This is a genomic window from Streptomyces sp. NPDC058683 (assembly GCF_042716195.1).
Classification (GTDB): Bacteria; Actinomycetota; Actinomycetes; order Streptomycetales; family Streptomycetaceae; genus Streptomyces.
Genome location: NZ_JBHXSK010000047.1, coordinates 5669 through 23672, shown reverse-complemented (window position 1 = coordinate 23672; position 18004 = coordinate 5669). Strand labels below are relative to the sequence as shown.

Genomic DNA, 18004 nt, shown 5'->3' with positions numbered 1-18004 from the left:
CCCCGGGGGGCGGCGGCGCTGGGCGCGGGGGCCCCGGCCCGCCCCCCGCGCCCCCCCACACACCCACAACCCCCCCCCCCGGGCCGCGCCGGAACCCCCCCCCCCCCCGCCGCTGGTTCTCAGGAACATCTCAGGCAGTTCTTCCGATCCCTATGGGGGTCTCACAGGCTTCTCTCAGGCCGGTACCCGAACGTGATGTGTGACAGAGAGTCACGCAGGAGGGGATCGGTCATGACCGAGAGAGTGCAGCGCAGGCAGCAGGGGGAGCAGGGGGCGGCCGCGGCGGTCCGCCGGGGGGCCCGGCGCACGGCGGCCCTGGCGGCGGCGGTCACGCTTGCCGCGGCGGCCGGGGTGTTCGCCCTGGTCGGCACGATGCAGGCGGACGCCGACACGGCGGCGAGCAGCAGCACGGGTACGACGTCGAGCACCAGCTCCGGCTCCGGCTCCGGCAAGGACAGTTCCTCGTCCAGCTCATCGACCGACTCGACCGACTCGACCGACTCCACCGACTCGTCCAGCTCTTCGAGCGACTCGAGCTCCACGGACTCCTCCTCGGACCTCCAGCCCTCCTCCGACGGCCTCACCTCCGGCAGCGGCTCCGCCGACGCCACCTCGGGGGCGTCATGACCGCCCTCGCCCCGCGGACGAAGGCCGCCGCCGACTGGCGTGCCCTCGGCACCACCGTCCGCCTGGTCGTCACCGATCCGGCCCTGCTGGACTCCTGCAACCTGCTCCTCGCCCGGCAGCTCGCCGAGGTGGACGCGGCCTGCAGCCGGTTCCGCACCGACTCCGAACTGGCCGCCCTCGACACCGCCCGGGGCCGCCCGGTCCGGGTCAGCCCGCTGCTCGCCGAGGCCCTCGCCGTCGCCCTGCGCGCGGCCGAGGCGACCGACGGCGCGGTGGACCCCACGGTCGGCTCGGCGATGGACGCGATCGGCTACGACCGCGACTTCACCCTCGTCCGTGAGGACGACCGCCCGGTCTCCCTGCGGGTGCGGCGCGCCCCGGGCTGGCGCAGGGTCACCCTCGACCGGGCGACCGGCACGGTCACCGTCCCCGAGGGCGTCCGCCTCGACCTGGGCGCGACCGCCAAGGCCTGGGCCGCCGACCGGGCCGCGCGGGTGCTGGCCGACACGGCCGGCTGCGGGGTCCTGGTGAGCCTCGGCGGCGACACGGCCGTCGCCGGTGAACCCCCGGAGGGCGGCTGGCAGATCCGCGTCCAGGACGTCACCGGTCCGGTCGGCGAACGGCCCGCGCAGGGGTCGTACGACATGGTCGGCCTGGGGTCCGGAGGCCTCGCCACCTCCGGCACCGGCGCCCGCCGCTGGCAGCGCGGCGGCTACGACCTCCACCACATCGTCGACCCGCGCACCGGACTGCCGGTCCGCTCCCCGTGGCGCACGGTCTCGGTGGCCGCGGCCACCTGCGCCGACGCCAACGCGGCGAGCACGGCTGCCCTGGTGAAGGGCGCGGGCGCGGAACGCCGGCTGACCCGGCTCGGCCTGCCGGCCCGGCTGGTGACCCACCGGGGCACGGTCGTCACGACACCGGGCTGGCCCGCCCCCGCCGTGCCACTGGAGGACGCCGCGTGACCTCCGAGACCCTCTGGTACGCCAACCGTGCCACCGGCGCCGTCTGCCTGGTCCTCTTCACGGTCGTCGTCCTGCTCGGCATCGCCGTCCGGCTGCGCACCCGCCTCCCCGGCCTGCCCCGCTTCGGCACGGTCGCCCTCCACCGCAGTCTCTCCCTCTCCGCCACCGCCTTCCTGGCCCTGCACATCACCGCGGCGGTGGTCGACGGCTACGTCGCCATCAGCCCCCTGGACGCCCTCGTCCCCTTCGTCTCCGACTACCAGCCGCTCTGGCTCGGCCTCGGCACGGTCGCCCTCGACCTCCTGCTCGCGGTCCTGGTCACCAGCCTCCTCCGTGACCGCCTCGGCCATCGCACCTGGCGGGCCGTGCACCGGCTGGCCTACGTCTCCTGGCCCGTCGCCCTGGTCCACGGCATCGGTATCGGCACGGACGCCGGCACCGACTGGATGACCTGGCTGACGGTGGCCTGTGCGGCGACGGTGATCACCGCCTTCGCCCTGCGCACCGCCCAGGCCGTCCGAGCCTCCCGTCAGACCCCCGCCGCGCTTCTGCACACCGAAGGGGTCCACCGATGACCACGCTCTTCACCGACGTCTACATGTCGCCCCGGCTGCTGGCCCCCGGCGGCACCCCGGCCGACCTCACCACGCACGAGCAGCGCTACGGCCCGCTCTCCCACAGCGACCCGGCCGCCGTCCTGCGCACCCTCGCCGAATCCGGCCTCACCGGCCGCGGCGGGGCGGGCTTCCCGGCCTACCGGAAGTTCGTCGCGGTCGCCGACGCGGCCCGGCGCACCCAGCGCGCCCCGGTCGTCGTGGCGAACGGCGCGGAGAGCGAACCGGCCGCCCACAAGGACAAGACCCTCCTGCGGCTCTCACCCCACCTGGTCCTGGACGGGCTGCAGTTGGCGGCCCAGGCGATCGGCGCGAGGGAGGCCTACCTCGCCGTGGAAGACGGCGCGTCCTACCTGGAGTCGGCCCTCGCCCAGCGCCACGACCCGGTGACCGTGACGGTCGTACGGCTGCCCGCCCGCTTCCTCTCCGGGCAGGCCTCGGCCCTGGTGCGGTACATCTCCGGCGGCCCGGCCCGCCCCACCCATCCGGTCCCACCGGTCCGCGAACGCGGGGTGCGCCGCGCCCCCACCCTGGTCCAGAACGTCGAGACCCTGGCCCACCTGGCGCTGATCGCCCGGTACGGCGCGGACTGGTTCCGCACGGCGGGCACCCCCGCCGAACCCGGCAGCGCCCTGTGCACCCTGCACGTGCCGGGCCGTGAAGTCCGGGTGGTGGAGGCCCCCTTCGGCATGCCGATCGGCCGTCTGCTCCCTCTGGCAGGCGTGTCCGCGACCCTGGTCGGCGGCTACCACGGCACCTGGATCCCGGCCGCCGAGGCCGCCGAGGTCCCGCTCTCCTCCGCCTACTTGGGCGCAGGCGTACTGGCCGCCCTGCCCGCCGACCGCTGCGGCCCGGCCGAAACCGCGCGAGTCCTCCGGTACTTGGCGCTGCAGTCGGCGGGCCAGTGCGGCCCCTGCCTCAACGGCCTGCCGCGCATGGCCGCGGCCTTCCAGACCCTGGCCACCCCCGGCCCCCAGGGCACCACCCGCACGGACCTCTCCCGTTGGGCGGGCCTGGTGGAGGGCAGAGGCGCCTGCCACCACCCCGACGGCACCATCCGCCTGGTCCGCAGCGCGCTGACGACGTTCGCGGCCGAGGTGGAAGCCCACGCCAACGGGGTGTGCACCGCGACCGACCACACGCCCCTGCTGCCCGTCCCCACGGAGAGGACCTGACATGGACCAGCACCTGGACATCGACTGGACGTCCTGCCAGGGCCACGGCCTCTGCGCAGAGCTGCTGCCAGAACACATCACCCTGGACGAGTGGGGCTACCCGTTGGTCGACGGCCGCCCCATCCCACCCCGCACAAGAAAGCGAGCCCGGAGGGCAGCGCTGGACTGTCCGGTGCTCGCCTTGAAACTGACGGAGGCGTAGCGCCCCGTCAGGGGCGCGGGGAACTGCGCGACCAGCCCCCACCCACCCGCACCCGACCCCGTCAGACCCACCCCGCGAATTCAAGCAACAGCTCCGCATCCCCCGGCCGCCCAACCCTCCGCGCACGGACACCCGACTCCACCGCCCGGAACAACGTCCACCCCCGCAACCGCTCCTGATCCACCTCGAGCGACTCCGCGAGCCGCTTGATCCGCCGCCGGGTGATCGCCGCCCCCGACGACGAGGCGATCAGGTCCTCCACCCGGTCCCGCACCAGCCGCGCCAGATCGAACGCACACTCCCCGACGACCGGATCCGGCCCCACCGCCAGCCACGGCAGCCGCTCCCCGGCCAGCACCTTGCTCTGGCGGAACGTTCCGTGCAGCAATCGCCGCTCAGGCGGCGCGGCCAGCAGCTCGTCCCGGGCGACGAGCGCCGCGTCGACCAGCGGGGTCACCTCCGGGTCGGCGGCCGCGCGCATCGCCGTGGCCTGCCGCCCGGTCCGCTCCGCCACCGTCTCGAAGACCGGCCCGTCCGGCGGTTCCACCCACAGCCGCCGCAACGTCCCCGCCGCCTCCAGCAACGCCTTCGCCTCGGGCAGCGACCGCACCGAGACCTCCGGATGCAGCCGCTCCAGGAGCAGCACCCCGTCGGCCGCGTCCGCGTCCAGCAGCCGTACGGCGCCCAGGCCGGCCCAGTGCGCCAGCGCGGCCGCCTCGCTCTCCGGCCGGGCCCGCCGCGGCGCCAGCTTCAGCACCGCCGGTGTCCCGTCCGCCCGCCGCACCAGCAGGACGACGCTGCTGCGCCCGCCGGGTACCTGGACCCGTTCCACGGTCAACTCGCGTAGCGCGACGGCCCGTTCCACCGCACCCGGCAGCTTCTCCAGCCACTCGTCACCGTCCGGCGCCGTCTCACCGAGCGCCTTCACCAGGCGCCGCGGCGGTTCGAAAGCCATACGCGAGTCGTTCCTTTCCTGCACTGATGTTCTAGGGAGTTGGCGAGGCCGAGGGCGAGGCCGAACCGCCGGCCCGGCCCAGCGGCGCGTCCCGCTCGGCGAGCCCAGGGAAGGCTACGCTCTTCCCGCTCCACCGCACCGCCCGCACCGCGGCCTCCCGCAGCGCCCCGGCCGCCGACCCGCGCCGCTCGCCCGAAGACGCCCGGACCAGGTCGGAGTACACGTCGGCCACCCGGTCCTCCAGCTCGGCGGCGAGCCGTACGGCCGTCGCCGCATCGGTGACGGCGAACGGCAGCGCGTAGGCCGCGCTCGCGGCGACGGGCGCGGCGCCCAGGTCCCGCACCTCACGGGCCAGCGCGTCCCGGCGGGCCCGGTGCGCGTCGTACGCCGAACGGGCCTCGGCCAGCCGCTGCCGGCCGACCCGGCCGCCGACGACGCCGTACCCGTAGACCGCCGCGTGCTCGGCCGCCAGTGCCGCCTGGAGCGCCGTCAGCACCCCGGCCTCCGCCTCGTCGCTCACTTCTCACCCTCCGTCAGCAGGTAGCCGTGCGCGGACCCGGCCGCCGCGACCCCGGCCAGCAGCCGCGCCACTTCGCCGGGCACGTCCAGCAGTTGCCTGGCCCGCCGGTCGGCGAGGCTGCGCTCGGCGGCGGCGAGCGCGGCGAGCGCGGACCTCTCGTCGGCCGGGACCTCGGGGGAGGCCGACGCGGACGCCGTGGCCGACGGTGAGCCCGTCGCCGTACCGCCCTCGGAAGCGCCCTCCGTGAAGGCCGCCGCATGGGCCGCCACCTGGGCCCGCAGCGGCCGCAGCCGCTCCGCGAGCGCGGGGTGGGCGGCGAGGACGGCGTCGTACTGCCGGAGCAGCGCCTCGCTGTCCCGCGCCGCACGCGCGCGTGCCCGCGCCGAGACCGACGTACTGCCGCCGCTGCCGCCGCTGTCGGCGGAGTCGGGGGCGGCCGAGCAGCCCGCCAGCACGGCGGCCGAGGCCGCCGAGACGATCAGGCTCCTTCTGCGTACTCCCCAGGGGGTACGCGGCGGCGGGGGGAACGGCACGGCAGACGTCCTCGGGGAGCTGGAAACGAAGAAACGCGAAAGGAATGGGACACGGGACGGACCCGCCCGTGATCACCGTACCCGCGCACCTGTCCGAAGCCACTCATCGGCACCGTCCGTACCCGGGTGGACGGCAACACTCCTCACGACCGGATACCCTTTGACCAGACACGCGACCCAACCCACAACAGCACACGCGGCCGAGGAGTCACCCGGATGAGCACGACCCAGAGCGAGAGGCTGCGAGAGCTCCTGGAACCGCTCGTCACCTCTCAGGGCCTGGATCTCGAAGAGATCGCCGTGGACTCCGTCGGACGCAAGCGGGTGCTGCGCGTGGTCGTCGACTCCGACACCGGGGCCGACCTGGACCAGATCGCCGATGTGAGCCGTGAGCTCTCGGCGAAGCTCGACGCCAGCGACGCGATGGGCGAGGGCGAGTACACCCTCGAGGTCGGCACCCCGGGCGCGGAGCGCCCCCTCACCGAACACCGGCACTACGTGCGTGCCGTGGACCGCCTGGTGCGGTTCCAGCTGGCCGAGGGCGGGGAACTGGTCGCGCGCATCCTGGACGTCGACGACGAGGGCCTCGATCTCGAAGTGCCCGGCGTCAAGGGCCGCAAGGCCACCACCCGCAGACTCGGCTTCGCCGAGGTCGACAAGGCGCGCGTGCAGGTCGAGTTCAACCGCAAGGACAAGAAGGACATGACGGAAGAAGAGGAGGCGTAGCCGTGGACATCGACATGAGTGCCCTGCGGGGCTTGGTTCGGGAGAAGGAGATCTCCTTCGACCTGCTGGTCGAAGCGATCGAGTCGGCCCTCCTCATCGCCTACCACCGCACCGAGGGAAGCCGCCGACACGCGCGCGTGGAGCTCAACCGGGAGACCGGGCATGTGACCGTGTGGGCGAAGGAGGACCCCGAGGACCTGGAGGAGGGGCAGGCGCCGCGCGAGTTCGACGACACCCCGTCGGACTTCGGACGGATCGCCGCCACCACCGCCAAGCAGGTCATCCTGCAGCGGCTCCGGGACGCCGAGGACGACGCCACGCTCGGCGAGTACGCCGGCCGCGAGGGCGACATCGTCACCGGCGTGGTCCAGCAGGGCCGCGACCCGAAGAACGTGCTCGTCGACATCGGCAAGCTGGAGGCCATCCTGCCGGTGCAGGAGCAGGTTCCCGGCGAGACGTATCCGCACGGGATGCGGCTGCGGTCGTACGTCGTCCGGGTGGCGAAGGGTGTCCGCGGTCCCTCCGTGACGCTGTCCCGCACCCACCCGGCACTGGTGAAGAAGCTCTTCGCGCTCGAGGTGCCGGAGATCGCCGACGGATCCGTCGAGATCGCCGCCATCGCCCGCGAGGCCGGTCACCGGACGAAGATCGCGGTCCGCTCCACCCGTTCGGGCCTGAACGCCAAGGGCGCCTGTATCGGCCCCATGGGCGGCCGGGTCCGCAATGTCATGGGCGAGCTGAACGGCGAGAAGATCGACATCGTCGACTGGTCGGACGACCCGGCCGAGATGGTGGCGAACGCGCTGTCGCCGGCCCGCGTCTCCAAGGTGGAGGTCGTGGACCTCGCGGCCCGGTCCGCCCGGGTGACGGTGCCCGACTACCAGCTGTCGCTGGCGATCGGCAAAGAGGGACAGAACGCCCGTCTCGCCGCCCGTCTCACCGGCTGGCGGATCGACATCCGGCCGGATACCGAACAGGTGTCCGAGTAGATCACCCTCGTCCTCGTCCGGATCACTCTCGCCCCCGCCGGGCGTTCACCCGGACGGGGGGAATAGTTCCAAGCCGCAGGTCGCTTGGATTACGACAACAGCCGTTCGATCTTTGCCCCGAAGGGGTGAGGTCGCTACGGGGAGGTAGACTTAGCGGTGTCTGGCCGGACGCGTGCCCGCGTATGCCCTGAGCGCACCTGTGTGGGGTGCAGGCAGCGAGCGGCCAAGACCGAACTGCTGCGGATCGTGGCGGTCGAGGACGAATGTGTCCCCGATCCTCGCGGTACGCTGCCCGGCCGGGGTGCATATGTACACCCCGCCCAGGTCTGTCTGGACCAGGCGGTGCGCCGCCGGGCACTCCCGAGGGCGCTCCGCGTCCCGGGTCCGCTGGACGTAAAGGCGTTGCGCCCCTACGTCGAGCAGTAACACCGTAAGAAGCGTCGTACGGAGCGTCCGTGCGGCTCTGGTACCCCGCGAGTTGGAAGTAGGTCGAGATTGCGATGAGCACTCGATGAGCACGCGATGAGTACGCCCATGAAGTAGCGACGGTCCGGACGCACCCGGACCTAAAAGGAGCGAAGTGGCTAAGGTCCGGGTATACGAACTCGCCAAGGAGTTCGGGGTTGAGAGCAAGGTCGTCATGGCCAAGCTCCAGGAACTCGGTGAATTCGTCCGTTCGGCGTCCTCGACGATCGAGGCGCCCGTTGTACGCAAGCTGACTGACGCCTTCCAGGGCGGTGGCAACGGCAAGTCCGCCGGCAAGCCCGCCCCGCGCAAGGCTGCACCCAGGCCCGCCGCGCCCTCTCCGGCGCAGGCGGCACGTCCTGGTGGTGCCCCCAAGCCGGGCGCCCCGCGTCCGGCCGCCCCGCAGCCGCCGGCCCCTGCTGCGCCCGCCCCCGCGGCCGCTGCCTCGGCCTCTGCGGCGCCCTCGGCTCCGGCTCCGGTCACCCCGGCGCCGGCCGCCTCCGCCTCCGGCCCGCGCCCGGGCCCGAAGCCCGCCCCGCGTCCGGCTCCGGCCGCGCCCGAGTTCACCGCCCCGCCGGCCCCTCCGGCCGCCCCGGCGCAGAGCCCGGCCGCCGCACAGGGCCAGGGTCAGGGCCAGGGTCAGGGTCAGGGCCAGGGGCAGCGTCCCGGTGGCGCTCCTCGTCCCAGCCAGGGCGGCGCCCCGCGCCCCGGCGGTCGTCCCGCCCCCGGTCAGGGCCAGGCCCGTCCGGGCCAGGGCGGCCAGCGTCCCGGTGGTGACCGCGCCCCCCGTCCGGGCGGTGCCCGTCCGGCCGGTCCGCGTCCGGGCAACAACCCCTTCACCTCCGGTGGCTCCACCGGCATGGCCCGCCCGCAGGCCCCGCGCCCGCAGGGCGGCGCGCGTCCCGGCCCCGGCGGTCCCGGCGGTGCTCCCCGTCCCCAGGCGGCCGGCGCCCAGGGCGGCGGTCCGCGTCCCCAGGCTCCCGGCGGTTCCCGTCCGAGCCCGTCCGGCATGCCCCGCCCGCAGGGCGGTCCGCGTCCCGGCGGCGGTTCCGCGGGTCCGCGTCCGAACCCCGGCATGATGCCGCAGCGTCCCGCTGCCGGCCCGCGTCCCGGCCCCGGTGGCGGCGGTCGCGGTCCCGGCGGTGCGGGTCGTCCCGGTGGTGGCGGCGGCGCCGGTCGTCCCGCGGGCGGCGGCTTCGCCGGTCGTCCCGGCGGCGGCGGTGGCGGCGCCCGTCCGGGCGGTGGCGGCGGCTTCGCCGGTCGTCCCGGCGGCGGTGGCCCCGGCGGCGGTGGCGGCGGCTTCGGCGGCGGTCCCGCCGGTGGCGGTGGCGGTCGTCCCGGCTTCGGCGGTCGTCCGGGTGGTCCCGGCGGCCGTGGTGGCACGCAGGGCGCCTTCGGCCGTCCCGGCGGTCCGGCGCGTCGCGGTCGCAAGTCGAAGCGGCAGAGGCGCCAGGAGTACGAGGCCATGCAGGCCCCGTCCGTCGGCGGCGTGATGCTGCCTCGCGGCAACGGCGAGACCGTTCGCCTGTCGCGCGGTGCGTCGCTCACCGACTTCGCCGAGAAGATCAACGCCAACCCGGCGTCGCTCGTCGCGGTGATGATGAACCTCGGCGAGATGGTCACGGCCACGCAGTCCGTCTCCGACGCGACCCTCGAGGTCCTCGCCGGCGAGATGAACTACACGGTCCAGATCGTCAGCCCCGAGGAGGAGGACCGCGAGCTGCTCGAGTCCTTCGACATCGAGTTCGGCGAGGACGAGGGCGGCGAGGACGACCTGGTGGTCCGTCCGCCGGTCGTCACCGTCATGGGTCACGTCGACCACGGAAAGACCCGACTGCTCGACGCCATCCGCAAGACGAACGTCATCGCGGGCGAGGCCGGCGGCATCACCCAGCACATCGGTGCCTACCAGGTCTCGACCGAGGTCAACGGCGAGGACCGCGCCATCACGTTCATCGACACCCCGGGTCACGAGGCGTTCACCGCCATGCGTGCACGTGGTGCCCGGTCGACGGACATCGCGATCCTGGTCGTCGCGGCCAACGACGGCGTCATGCCGCAGACGATCGAGGCGCTCAACCACGCCAAGGCGGCCGACGTCCCGATCGTCGTCGCGGTCAACAAGATCGACGTCGAGGGCGCCGACCCGACCAAGGTGCGCGGTCAGCTCACCGAGTTCGGGCTGGTGGCCGAGGAGTACGGCGGCGACACCATGTTCGTCGACATCTCCGCCAAGCAGGGTCTGCACATCGACTCCCTGCTGGAGGCCGTGGTCCTCACCGCCGACGCCTCGCTCGACCTGCGGGCCAACCCGAACCAGGACGCGCAGGGCATCTCGATCGAGTCCCGTCTCGACCGCGGCCGCGGTGCCGTGGCGACGGTCCTCGTCCAGCGAGGCACCCTGCGGGTCGGCGACACGATGGTCGTGGGCGACGCCTACGGTCGCGTGCGCGCCATGCTCGACGACAACGGCAACAACGTCGCCGAGGCCGGACCCTCGACGCCGGTCCAGGTCCTGGGCCTGACCAACGTCCCGGGTGCGGGCGACAACTTCCTGGTGGTCGACGAGGACCGTACGGCCCGTCAGATCGCCGAGAAGCGCGCCGCCCGTGAGCGCAACGCCGCGTTCGCCAAGCGCACGCGCCGCGTGTCCCTGGAGGACCTGGACAAGGTGCTCAAGGCCGGCGAGGTCCAGCAGCTGAACCTGATCATCAAGGGTGACGCGTCTGGTTCCGTCGAGGCTCTCGAGTCCTCGCTGCTCCAGCTGGACGTCGGCGAAGAGGTCGACATCCGCGTCCTGCACCGCGGCGTCGGTGCGGTCACGGAGTCGGACATCGACCTGGCGATGGGCTCGGACGCCATCGTGATCGGCTTCAACGTCCGCGCGGCAGGCCGTGCGGCGCAGATGGCCGAGCGCGAGGGCGTGGACGTCCGGTACTACTCGGTCATCTACCAGGCGATCGAGGAGATCGAGGCGGCCCTCAAGGGCATGCTCAAGCCGGAGTACGAAGAGGTCGAGCTCGGTACGGCGGAGATCCGCGAGGTCTTCAAGTCGTCCAAGCTGGGCAACATCGCGGGTGTTCTCATCCGCTCCGGCGAGGTCAAGCGCAACACCAAGGCGCGCCTGGTCCGCGACGGCAAGCTCATCGCGGAGAACCTCAACATCGAGGGTCTGCGCCGCTTCAAGGACGACGTCACCGAGATCCGCGAAGGCTTCGAGGGCGGTATCAACCTCGGAAACTTCAACGACATCAAGATCGACGACGTCATCGCGACGTACGAGATGCGCGAGAAGCCGCGGGTGTAATCCGGCGGTTGGTGCTGGCCGACGGGACTTCGGTGCCGTCGGCCAGCGCTTTTCCCGTCCACCAACGGCCGGGAAAGTCGGTCGAGCCCCAGGCGGGGACGGGGTACCGTTCCTGACAGGGCCATCGATCCCGTACCGGCGGGTGAACCGGTTACATACATGTACGTGGGGACTCTGTCCTTCGACCTCCTCCTCGGCGACATCCATTCGCTGAAGGAGAAGCGCTCCGTCGTCCGCCCGATCGTCGCCGAACTCCAGCGGAAGTTCGCCGTGAGCGCGGCCGAGGTGGACCACCTGGACCTTCACCGCAGGGCCGGCATCGGCCTTGCCATGGTCTCCGGCGACGCCGCGCACCTGACCGACGTGCTCGACCGGTGCGAACGGCTGGTCGCCGCCCGCCCCGAGGTGGAGCTGCTGTCCGTCCGACGGCGCGTCCACGGCGACGACGACTAGACCTGAGAACGACAAAGAAGAAAGAACGGGAGACGGACCAGTGGCCGACAACGCGCGCGCCAAGAGGCTGGCGGACCTCATCCGAGAGGTGGTGGCCCAGAAGCTGCAGCGCGGGATCAAGGACCCGCGGCTCGGCACCCACGTCACCATCACGGACACCCGGGTCACGGGTGACCTCAGGGAGGCGACCGTCTTCTACACGGTGTACGGCGACGACGAGGAGCGGGCCGCGGCCGCCGCGGGCCTGGAGAGCGCCAAGGGCGTGCTCCGCTCGGCGGTCGGCGCGGCGGCGGGCGTGAAGTTCACGCCGACCCTGACCTTCGTCGCGGACGCCCTCCCGGACACCGCGAAGACCATCGAGGACCTGCTCGACAAGGCACGGGCCTCGGACGCGAAGGTCCGCGAGGTCTCCGCGGGCGCCGCCTTCGCCGGTGAAGCCGACCCGTACAAGAAGCCGGGTTCCGAGGACGACGCCGACGAGACGGACGACGCCACCGAATGACCAGCAAGCCCACCCCGCCCGACGGCCTTGTCATCGTCGACAAGCCGTCGGGCTTCACCTCGCACGACGTCGTCGCCAAGATGCGGGGCATCGCCCGCACCCGGCGCGTCGGGCACGCCGGCACCCTCGACCCGATGGCCACCGGCGTCCTCGTCCTCGGCATCGAGCGGGCGACCAAGCTCCTCGGGCATCTCGCCCTCACCGAGAAGGAGTACCTGGGGACCGTCCGCCTCGGGCAGAACACCCTCACCGACGACGCCGAGGGCGAGATCACCTCGTCCACCGACGCCTCGAAGGTCACCCGCGAGGGTGTCGACGCCGGCATCGCCGAGCTGACCGGCCGCATCATGCAGGTGCCGTCCAAGGTCAGCGCCATCAAGATCGACGGCGTACGGTCGTACAAGCGCGCCCGGGAGGGCGAGGACTTCGAGATCCCGGCCCGGCCGGTGACCGTCTCGTCGTTCACGGTCTACGACGTCCGGGACGCCGTCGCCGAGGACGGCACCCCCGTGCTCGACCTGGTCGTCTCGGTGGTCTGCTCCTCCGGCACCTACATCCGCGCCCTCGCCCGCGACCTGGGCGCCGGCCTGGGCGTCGGCGGCCACCTCACCGCGCTGCGCCGGACGCGCGTCGGACCGTACAAGCTGGACTCCGCACGCACCCTCGACCAGCTCCAGCAGGAGCTGACCGTGATGCCGATCGCCGAGGCGGCCGGGGCCGCGTTCCCGCGCTGGGACGTCGACGCCAGGCGGGCCGGCCTGCTCACCAACGGGGTGCGGATCGACATGCCCGAGCAGTACGCCGGCGCCGGTCCCGTCGCCGTGTTCGGCCCCGAGGGCCGCTTCCTGGTGCTCGTCGAGGAGCAGAAGGGCAAGGCCAAGAGCCTCGCCGTGTTCGGCTGAACCACCCGGTGTGCCCGTGGAGCGGCGACCACGGGGTCTGGCGCCGCCGCCGCTCCACGGTCCCCCCTCGGTTCCCCCACCCCTAGGGTGTATCCACCCGCCCCGGGCTATTCACCCGACCGAGCAGGCGCTCGGAGTGAACCGGGGGAGCGGAGGGGGGCGCGTTCGCCACCCGCTCTGTCCCGCTGATCATTTCGCGCCTACCGTCTCGGACAAGGGCACGGATGTACGGGCGGGGAGGTTCGATCATGGCGGGACGGGGCCCGCGGACCGGGGGCGGTCGCCGCACGGCGGACCGAACCCGGGAGGCACCGCAGGACACCTGGCCGGTACTCGACGACCGGCTGGTCCGGGTCCGCGACCTCGCCGGGCGCCCACGCGGCACCGGCTTCCTCGCCGACCACCACGGCACCCTGGTCACCAGCCACGAGGCCGTCGACGGACTCGCCCGGATCGTGCTGCACGCGGCCGGGGACCGTACCTGCGTGGTCGACTCGGACGCGGTCACCCCGCTGCCCGCCCACGACCTGGCCCTGATCCGCACCGAGGGCCTGTGCGTGGACCCGCTGCCGATCACGGTACGGGAGCGGATCGCGACCGGAACGTACGTACGGATCGCCGCCGACCGCTGGCGCGAGGCCCGGGTGCTGGCCGCGACCCAGGTGACGTACACCGCCACCGACCGCTTCCATCTCCTCCAAGACGCCCTGGAGCTGGCGATCGGCACGGCAGGCCGGGACGCCCTGCGCCTCGGCGGCGGGGCGGCCGGCGGCCCGGTCCTCGACGCGGAGACCGGCGCGGTCCTCGGCGTCCTGGGCACGGCCCTCCAGTCCGGCCAGCGAGACGTGGGCTTCGCCGTCTCGCTCCACCACCCGGACAGCACCCCCCTGATCGACCTCCTCACCCGCAACGCCGCGACGGTCCCCGCCTACGGCACCGACCTCAACCTCGCAGGCATCCTGGAACTGACAGCCACGTCGGTAGGCCAGGACGGCCCCCCGGGTGCCTTGGCCGGTTATGTGGGCCGCACTGGAGCGCCCCAAAGGGGCGCGGGGAACTGCGCGACCAGCCCCCACACACCCGCAGACGCTCCACCACCTTTCACGGCACTCGCCGGCGAACACACGGACCCCGTTCAGCCCGTAGAGCGTGCGGCAACCGCAACGGAGCTGTCGGCCTTCGCCGGAGGCACCGGCACCGTCCTGGCCCTCGTCGGCGCCCCCGGAACGGGCCGCACCACCGAACTCGCCGCCCTCGCCGCCCGCCGCAACCGCGGCGCACACCCCGCCCCCACCCTCTGGCTCCGCGGCGCCGACCTCAAGGACGCCGACGACTCGGTCGCCGACGCGGCCCGCCGCTCGCTGGAGCGCGCCGTCCGGATCGTCGCCGCCTCCCGCTCCCAACTCCCGGGCGACCTGGGCGAACTCACCGTGGAACGGCTGGCCCGGGTCGCCGCCCGGGCCGGACGGCCGCTGCTCCTCCTGCTGGACGGCCCGGAAGAGATGCCACCGGTCCTCGCCCACCGGCTCTCCGCCTGGACCGCCGGCACCACCGCATGGCTGCGCGACACCGGCGCCCGGCTCCTCGTCGCCTGCCGCGAGGAGTACTGGGAGCGGGCCGGCGCCGAGTTCCCGCCCGACCTGCTGCACCGGGGCACCGGTACCCCCTCCTGCGTCCGGCTGACCGACCTCACCCCCGACGAGGCCCGCCGCGCCCGTTCCCGCTACGGCGTGCCCGACGGCGTCCTCACCGACCGCGACGCCCGCCACCCCCTCGCCCTGCGCCTGCTCTCCGAGGTCCGCGCCGCCCTCCCGGACGCCCCCGCCGACGGCCCGATCGACCGGCACGACGTCTTCGCCGCCCACCTCGACCTGCTGTGCCTGCGCATCGCGGTCCGGCTGGCCGCCGAGAACGGCCTGCGCGGCACGGCCGTACGACGGCTCGCCGCCCGGGTCTCCGGCCAGGTGCACGAGGCCGCCCGGCGCAGCCTCGGGCCCGGTCAGGGCGAGCTGGACCGGGAGTCGTTCGAGGCGGTGTTCCCCTGGGGACCCGTCCCGGCCCATCTGGGCGGCGGATCCGGCTGGGCCTCCGCCGTGCTCACCGAGGGCCTGCTGGTTCCGGCGGGCGGCGGCTACCGCTTCGCCCACGAGGAGCTGGCCGACTGGATCCAGGGCATGCACCTGGACCTGGACGAGGCCCTGCACGCCCTCGTCCACCGCCCCCGGACCCCCGAGAGCGCCCACCCCCTGCCGGTCCCGCACCACCGGGTCGGCCCGGTCGTGCAGGCGCTGCTGCTCCTCGACCGCCAGTACGGACCTGCCCAACTCGCCCCACAACTCAACGAGTTGGCCCACGCGCTCGATCTCGACCCGGGCTCCTGGTGGGCCGCGCGGCTGCTCACCCAGACCCTGCTCCGGCTGCCCGACGCCACGCCGTACACCGGGGTGCTGCGGCTGCTCGCCGACCGGGTGGTGGGCCGGCAGCGCACCGTAGCCACCGAGTTCGCGCCGGACTTCTGGACCGCGCTCGCCCTGCCCGACGCCGATCGCTTCGATCTGCTGCGGAGGCTGGTGCTCGCCGACGAGCCGCTGCCCGAGACCGCGGGCGTCGGCCGGTTCGGGGCCCGGCCCACGGCGGAGGAGCCCGAGGGCACGGCCCCGCGCTACCTGGACGCCGTCGCCCGGCTGCTCGCCGCCGACCCCACCGCCGTACAGCCGTATCTCACGCGGTGGTTCGACGACGAGCGGCCGTTGCCCGCGATGCCGCACGCCACCGTGGCGACCGCGGCGCAGGCTCTGCTGCACACCCATCGGCACCGGGCGCTGGACGATCTGACCGAGGTCCTGGTCGACGCCGCGCACCGGCGGGGCGACGAACTGCTCGCCGTGCTCGCCGAGGACGAGCCGTCCGCGGTGTGCCGGGCCGTCGACCGCTGGGCGCACGACGAGCGCCCGGCCCGCCGGGTGGCCGCCGTGGCCTACGGCCTGCGCGCCGCCCCGCACGTCCGCAGCGAGCCCGACCGCGAGTTGCTCCGCTACGCCGCGCTCGCCCTGCTCGCCCGCCCCGCCGACTGCACCCTGCACGGCGGCGCCCTCGCCCTGCTGGTCCGGGACCCGCGGACCCGGGCCCGCCATCTTCCGCAGGCGCTGGGGCACTTCGCCACCGGCGACCCGCAGCTCGCGCCGAGTGCCCTGGTCCCCGCCCTGGCCACCCACCCCGACGACGTCCTGGAGGCCTTCCGCACCCGGCTGCGCGGGCCCGGCGCCGGACAGGTGCTGCGCGCCCTCGCCGACGTCACCACACCGGCCCTGGCCCACCGGGTCACCGAGCTGGTGCTGGAGGCCGTCGAACTGCGCCCGGAGACCGCCGGGCAGGTGGCCGGGTTCGTCGAGCGCCGCCTCGACCAGGGCGTCGGCGCCCGTGCCGTCCTGCTGCCGCTGGTCACCGGGCTGCTCGACGACGGCCCCGAGCCGGTACGGGCGGCCCTGGCGACCGTACTGGGCGCGGCCGGCACCCCCGTCTCGCGCCCGCTGCGCCGCGAACTGCTGGAGTTCCTGCTCGCCCACGAGCGGGACCCGGGCGTCCTCGACGCGCTGCTGCACGCGGCCGCCGTGCAGCGCGAGGACGACGGCGACGAGATGCGTGAGCTGGTCAGGCGCACCGGGCTGCTGCTGGTCCGCACCCCGGACGGGGCGACCCGGTTCGACCGCGGACTGGTCGACCTGGGCCGGCACGTGCCCGGATTCGCCGCCCAGATGGCCCGCTGGCTCACCGACACCCCCGAGGAATGGGCCGCCGTGGTGGGGCCCAGCACCCGGCGGATGCTGGGGAACCTGGCTGGTGTCCGGGTGCCCGCGTGACACGGTCTGGGCGTGCGCCAGGTCACAGCGACCGTGCCGGTGTGAGACGGGTCCGGCAAACATGGCACCCTTAGACCTGCGTAAGACGGACAACGGACACAGGTTCGAGGAGCGGTCACAGTGCAGCGCTGGCGTGGCTTGGAGGACATCCCCGAGGACTGGGGGCGCAGCGTCGTCACCATCGGGTCCTACGACGGGGTGCACCGCGGTCACCAGCTGATCATCCGGCATGCCGTGGACCGCGCCCATGAGCTGGGCATTCCGGCGGTCGTCGTCACCTTCGACCCGCACCCCAGCGAGGTCGTCCGCCCCGGCAGCCACCCGCCGCTGCTCGCCCCGCACCACACCCGCGCCGAGCTGATGGCGGAGCTGGGCGTGGACGCGGTGCTGATCCTGCCCTTCACCACCGAGTTCTCGCGGCTGTCGCCGGCCGAGTTCGTGGTCAAGGTGCTGGTCGACAAGCTGCGCGCCAAGGCGGTCGTCGAGGGCCCCAACTTCCGCTTCGGCCACAAGGCCGCGGGCAACGTCGAGTTCCTCACCGAGCAGGGCAAGGTCTACGACTTCGAGGTCGAGGTCGTCGACCTGTACGTGCGCGGTGAGGCGGGCGGCGGCGAGCCGTTCTCCTCGACCCTGACCCGGCGCCTGGTCGCCGAGGGTGACATGGCGGGCGCCCGCGAGATCCTGGGCCGCCCGCACCGGGTGGAGGGCGTGGTCGTACGCGGTGCCCAGCGCGGCCGTGAGCTCGGCTTCCCCACCGCCAACGTGGAGACCCTGCCGCACACGGCCATCCCCGCCGACGGCGTCTACGCCGGCTATCTGCACGCCCAGGGCGAGGTGATGCCGGCGGCGGTCTCCGTCGGCACCAACCCGCAGTTCGACGGCACCGAGCGCACGGTGGAGGCGTACGCCATCGACCGCGTCGGCCTCGACCTGTACGGGCTGCATGTCGCCGTCGACTTCCTGGCCTACGTCCGCGGCCAGGCCAAGTTCGACTCGCTGGACGCGCTGCTGGAGCAGATGGCCGAGGACGTCAAACGGTGCCGTGAGCTGCTGGCGGCCGAGGACGCCTGACCAGAGGGTCCGACCAGGAACACACAGAAGGGCGGCCGGTGCGTGAGTGCCCCGGCGCCCCGCGGGGGTTGGCCTTCATGTGGGGGTGCTGCGGGGGGGCGGGGGGGGGGGGGGCCCGCGGGGGCGGGGGGGGGGAGC

Annotated in this window: 17 protein-coding genes; 14 read left to right on the top strand and 3 right to left on the bottom strand. The window is 73.8% G+C overall.

Annotation, left to right across the window (positions count from 1 at the left end):
* Positions 1-231: 231 nt before the first annotated feature.
* Genes ACFWXC_RS39455 through ACFWXC_RS39435 form a run of 5 tightly spaced genes read left to right on the top strand, consistent with a single transcriptional unit; the run spans position 232 to position 3583 of the window.
* Positions 232-627 carry a hypothetical protein gene (locus ACFWXC_RS39455; RefSeq protein ID WP_384486675.1) on the top strand — a complete coding sequence of 132 codons (396 nt, stop codon included), beginning with the start codon at positions 232-234 and terminating at the stop codon, positions 625-627.
* On the top strand, positions 624-1592 hold the full coding sequence (locus tag ACFWXC_RS39450; protein ID WP_384486673.1) for an FAD:protein FMN transferase: 969 nt from the start codon (positions 624-626) through the stop codon (positions 1590-1592). Before ACFWXC_RS39455 ends, ACFWXC_RS39450 begins: the two co-directional genes overlap by 4 nt.
* Positions 1589-2167 (top strand): ferric reductase-like transmembrane domain-containing protein, encoded by a 579-nt coding sequence (locus ACFWXC_RS39445; RefSeq protein ID WP_384486671.1) that lies wholly within the window; start codon positions 1589-1591, stop codon positions 2165-2167. The genes ACFWXC_RS39450 and ACFWXC_RS39445 overlap by 4 nt, the downstream gene beginning before the upstream one ends.
* The gene (locus ACFWXC_RS39440) at positions 2164-3381 is read left to right on the top strand and encodes an NADH-ubiquinone oxidoreductase-F iron-sulfur binding region domain-containing protein (protein WP_384486669.1); all 1218 of its coding nucleotides are present in this window, start codon (positions 2164-2166) and stop codon (positions 3379-3381) included. Before ACFWXC_RS39445 ends, ACFWXC_RS39440 begins: the two co-directional genes overlap by 4 nt.
* 1 nt (position 3382) lies before the next feature.
* The gene (locus ACFWXC_RS39435) at positions 3383-3583 is read left to right on the top strand and encodes a ferredoxin (RefSeq protein ID WP_384486667.1); all 201 of its coding nucleotides are present in this window, start codon (positions 3383-3385) and stop codon (positions 3581-3583) included.
* Positions 3584-3644: 61 nt separating this feature from the next.
* On the opposite strand, the gene ACFWXC_RS39430 is transcribed toward ACFWXC_RS39435, so the two are convergent.
* The 3 genes from ACFWXC_RS39430 to ACFWXC_RS39420 are packed head-to-tail and all read right to left on the bottom strand — an operon-like array spanning position 3645 to position 5591.
* Positions 3645-4538, bottom strand: a complete 894-nt coding sequence (locus ACFWXC_RS39430) for an aminoglycoside phosphotransferase family protein (RefSeq protein ID WP_384486665.1) — start codon at positions 4536-4538, stop codon at positions 3645-3647.
* A gap of 31 nt (positions 4539-4569) precedes the next feature.
* A complete protein-coding gene (locus ACFWXC_RS39425; protein WP_384486663.1) occupies positions 4570-5058 on the bottom strand; it encodes a DUF4439 domain-containing protein in 489 nt (162 codons plus the stop codon).
* Positions 5055-5591, bottom strand: a complete 537-nt coding sequence (locus tag ACFWXC_RS39420; RefSeq protein ID WP_384486661.1) for a hypothetical protein — start codon at positions 5589-5591, stop codon at positions 5055-5057. The genes ACFWXC_RS39425 and ACFWXC_RS39420 overlap by 4 nt, the downstream gene beginning before the upstream one ends.
* 216 nt (positions 5592-5807) lie before the next feature.
* Here ACFWXC_RS39420 and rimP point away from each other — a divergent pair, with 216 nt between their 5' ends.
* The 9 genes from rimP (at position 5808) to ACFWXC_RS39375 (ending at position 17866) form a co-directional block, all read left to right on the top strand.
* Positions 5808-6317, top strand: a complete 510-nt coding sequence (rimP, locus tag ACFWXC_RS39415; protein WP_384486659.1) for a ribosome maturation factor RimP — start codon at positions 5808-5810, stop codon at positions 6315-6317.
* A gap of 2 nt (positions 6318-6319) precedes the next feature.
* Positions 6320-7306 carry a transcription termination factor NusA gene (gene nusA, locus ACFWXC_RS39410; protein WP_360497183.1) on the top strand — a complete coding sequence of 329 codons (987 nt, stop codon included), beginning with the start codon at positions 6320-6322 and terminating at the stop codon, positions 7304-7306.
* 156 nt (positions 7307-7462) lie between these two features.
* Positions 7463-7732, top strand: coding sequence for a YlxR family protein (locus tag ACFWXC_RS39405; RefSeq protein ID WP_384486657.1), 270 nt, complete (start codon positions 7463-7465; stop codon positions 7730-7732).
* A gap of 154 nt (positions 7733-7886) precedes the next feature.
* Positions 7887-11078 carry a translation initiation factor IF-2 gene (infB, locus tag ACFWXC_RS39400; protein WP_384486655.1) on the top strand — a complete coding sequence of 1064 codons (3192 nt, stop codon included), beginning with the start codon at positions 7887-7889 and terminating at the stop codon, positions 11076-11078.
* A 159-nt stretch (positions 11079-11237) separates the two neighbouring features.
* The gene (locus ACFWXC_RS39395; protein WP_384486653.1) at positions 11238-11531 is read left to right on the top strand and encodes a DUF503 domain-containing protein; all 294 of its coding nucleotides are present in this window, start codon (positions 11238-11240) and stop codon (positions 11529-11531) included.
* 40 nt (positions 11532-11571) lie between these two features.
* On the top strand, positions 11572-12033 hold the full coding sequence (rbfA, locus tag ACFWXC_RS39390) for a 30S ribosome-binding factor RbfA (protein ID WP_351747519.1): 462 nt from the start codon (positions 11572-11574) through the stop codon (positions 12031-12033).
* Complete coding sequence (truB, locus tag ACFWXC_RS39385) at positions 12030-12935, top strand: tRNA pseudouridine(55) synthase TruB (protein ID WP_384486651.1); 906 nt, start codon at positions 12030-12032, stop codon at positions 12933-12935. The genes rbfA and truB overlap by 4 nt, the downstream gene beginning before the upstream one ends.
* Positions 12936-13183: 248 nt before the next feature.
* The gene (locus ACFWXC_RS39380; RefSeq protein ID WP_384486649.1) at positions 13184-16795 is read left to right on the top strand and encodes a trypsin-like peptidase domain-containing protein; all 3612 of its coding nucleotides are present in this window, start codon (positions 13184-13186) and stop codon (positions 16793-16795) included.
* Between the two features lie 120 nt (positions 16796-16915).
* The gene (locus ACFWXC_RS39375; protein ID WP_384486647.1) at positions 16916-17866 is read left to right on the top strand and encodes a bifunctional riboflavin kinase/FAD synthetase; all 951 of its coding nucleotides are present in this window, start codon (positions 16916-16918) and stop codon (positions 17864-17866) included.
* Positions 17867-18004: the final 138 nt, after the last annotated feature.